Here is a 3,091-nt window from a genome sequence, read left to right on the forward strand (position 1 = left end):
CCCAAACATGGCAGTTGGCTCAATATGGCTGAAATCGAACTGCATGTATTAAACGGGCAATGCTTAAACAGACATATACCCACCATGGCAATGATTACTGAAGAAGTTAAAGCATGGGAAGCCAACAGAAATAATAAAAACAGTAAAATCAATTGGCAGTTTACAACCAAAGATGCAAGAGTGAAATTGAAATTGAAAAAGTTATATCCGTCAATTCATGATTAACTTAACACTACATTACATTTAATTTATTAGGAGCTGCCTGTTCTATTATTGTGGCAGATGGTTTTGGTAATATCCTAATTCCTGTAATCGGCATTCTCTTACTTATTGTTTCCTATGTTTATTTAGGTAAGGTTAAAAAAGATGCGCACTAAAGAAAAACATAAAAAAATAACCGGATATGCTATAATAATAGGCTCTTTTTGGGTTGCATGTTTTACTATATCATGCATAGTGAAAAAACTCAACAACATTAATCAAAGACAAAAAGTGAATACAATGAAAACAATATTAATAATTGGGATGAACCCTCATACAATATGATTTAAACGATCTGACGAAACAGCTAAAAGTAAAAAACTATGATGGAGCAGTGATTGGGAACGGCATAAGAGGCATAAAGGCAAATTTTATTTTGTTTGAACAGATCATCAATGTGGTTCTTAAAATGCATTAGGATGCCTGCCGGATGCTAACATTGAGGAATGGATAAAATCGGTAAAAAGAGTTCAAAAAAAAATTGACAACGCTGAATTTATAATTATGGGGTATCAGGATTGGCAGAGGAAAAAAATCCTTATCACATACATTGAAAATTCTAAAAAATACAGGCGAAAAACAAATGATTCTGAATAAAAAAATACTTATCACAGGTGGGGCGTTGCAGGCACAGCATTGGCTTTGTTTCTTAAAAAGATTAGGCAAAGTGCAGAAATTTTTCAAGTAACGGATACATCAAATATGTTAGGTGCAGGCCTGAACATTATTTCCAATGGAATGCTTGTTTTAAAAGAGTTAGGATTAGAAAATGAGATAATTGAAAACGGAAGTATAGTAAAAGACGGAGTTTTTAAAAATGCAAAAGACAGCAGGCTGGCAAAATTCAGATTCACTAATTTAAAAAAATATCAATCCCCTGCTGTTAATATTAAACGTAAAGCATTGCACCGGATTTTGCTTGACAAACTGAATGAAGAAAATATTCCTATTCACTTCAACAAAAAACTTTCAGGAATCAGGTAAGATAAAAATATTCTGCTCCTGCTGGTGTTGTTACCAGCAGGGATTTCCATAAACGTTATCATCATTCATATAATCAATTTCGTTGGTCACAAGACCAGCAAAGGTATCGGGATTTTGTATTTGTATTTTTCGCCCGCAGATTTCGGGGATTTATGCAGATGATTGTTTGAAAAATGTTTTTAATCTGCGTTTATCTGCTGCCGAAGATATGTACAAAAGCCGAACAAAGAACCGTCAGCCGACTGAAGCTGAATAGCGATAGCTGAAGTTACAACGTCGTGCCGCACTTGCACAAAACCCCATGTTGTATGCATACCCTTTTTTTAATACTCAGGAAAAATCAACTATTTTGAATAAAAGAAATTATCAATTACCATTTCATAATTATTTTTTTGCTCTTTGTCGTAACCTATAAATTTTTTTATTTCTTTACCCGTTTTATCTGTAAACACAACAAGCGGTATAACTGAGAAATTGAATTGTTGCTTAATCATATCAATTTTGTCATCATCAACAATGTATTGAGTCCAATTCATCTTTTCCTCACTTAATGCTTTTGTCCATTTGTTTTTATCGTCGTCAATTGAAATGCTAACTAAGTTCAGCGCTTTCCCTTTATATTTATTTCGAATTTCTTTTAGTAACGGTATTTCCTTTCTGCATGGACCACACCAACTTGCCCAAAAAACAAGCATGGTTAATTTGAAATTAGTATCAATTATATTTTGTCTTTCATTGCTTGAAGTTAGTAACATCAAATTTGGATATGGCTTACCGAAGTCTGTTCTATTTTTAAGATAACTTCTAAATTGATCGCCAAGTTTCGATTTTTGGACGTCGGAATTAAACAATCCCAAAATTTTACTTATCTCTTCTTCAGAGTATTGCTCTTTTGCATTGTAGATACTTTGCAATAAGAAGTAAGAAAACGGATACTTTTTTATTTCATTCTGAAAAAAATTAATTCTTTGAATGCGTTTCGTTGAATCAATATTACCTATCCAGCCAAAATCTGTAAACACATTTTTATACATAACATCCGTTTCTTTTCCTGCAAACACCCTTGGATATGGTTTCTTTTCATACTCACCCTCTATTCTGGTAAATCCTCTTTCTAAATAAAATGCGTCCATTCCATACTTTCTGCTGTCTGATTTAAACATATAGTTCTGCAGGAAAAGGCTACCTACTTTAGTGGACTTCGAACTGTCGGGAAAATGAATTGCCGCCATATAGGGCACAAATGATGAATCGGCTTTTATTTTAAACACAAAATCTCCATTCAAAGATATTGTTGAATCAAGTGGAGTGTCCCAATGATGAGCTTCTGTCAGATATATTTTTCCATCGGGCATGTTTTTTACATGTCCTTCAATAATTACCATTTCGTTATAAATCTTTTCCGTAGTCTTTTCGGACACTGCGTGGTCTTTGCAAGAAATTAGAAATAAAAATGTCACAATGAAGATGCTTGTTATTTTCATACGATGTGTCCAACTGGTTGCATACAACGTTAAGTATTTGTGTTCGGCGGGACGGATTTATCCGTCCTGCTGATAACCGAAGCTAAATTAATAAACTATTGCTGAATAAATTGTTGCTGCCGACAACGTTCCGTCTCTGCGCGACGGAACGCTTAATTGAAAAACTGCTGTTGAGAAAACTTACTGTCAGCCCCGCTGACACAAATACACTTGTTACATGCATACCTGAGTGAATAAAACACAGCAACACCTGAATTTTTAGGAACGAAAAACGTTGCATAAAGTGTAAGAAAACTGTTGCCAGATGCGTGCCGTCCACTGTCCGCCAAACCACTTTGAAGATAATGGCCGAATAGAATTAC

General features: G+C 34.4%; 2 protein-coding genes and 1 pseudogene. 2 read left to right on the forward strand and 1 reads right to left on the reverse strand.

Features of this window, described 5'->3' with window-relative positions; genetic code table 11:
* Nucleotides 1–225 (forward strand): annotated as a pseudogene (locus tag QM629_RS14475) (IS630 family transposase); the annotation flags it as partial.
* Nucleotides 226–897: 672 nt separating this feature from the next.
* A complete protein-coding gene (locus QM629_RS14480; RefSeq protein ID WP_415160600.1) occupies nt 898–1,245 on the forward strand; it encodes an FAD-dependent oxidoreductase in 348 nt (115 codons plus the stop codon).
* Nucleotides 1,246–1,589: 344 nt separating this feature from the next.
* Here QM629_RS14480 and QM629_RS14485 read toward each other — a convergent pair whose 3' ends face one another.
* Nucleotides 1,590–2,630: a thioredoxin-like domain-containing protein gene (locus QM629_RS14485; protein WP_415160601.1), complete on the reverse strand. Its 1,041-nt coding sequence runs from the start codon at nt 2,628–2,630 to the stop codon at nt 1,590–1,592.
* Nucleotides 2,631–3,091 lie beyond the last annotated feature (461 nt).

Origin of the sequence: Parafilimonas sp. (genome assembly GCF_047606085.1) — a bacterium.
Lineage (GTDB): Bacteria > Bacteroidota > Bacteroidia > Chitinophagales > Chitinophagaceae > Parafilimonas.

Excerpts from the sequence above, each read along its gene's own strand:
- QM629_RS14485 (WP_415160601.1), bottom strand. The coding sequence starts at position 2,630 with ATGGTAATTATTGAAGGACATGTAAAAAACATGCCCGATGGAAAAATA.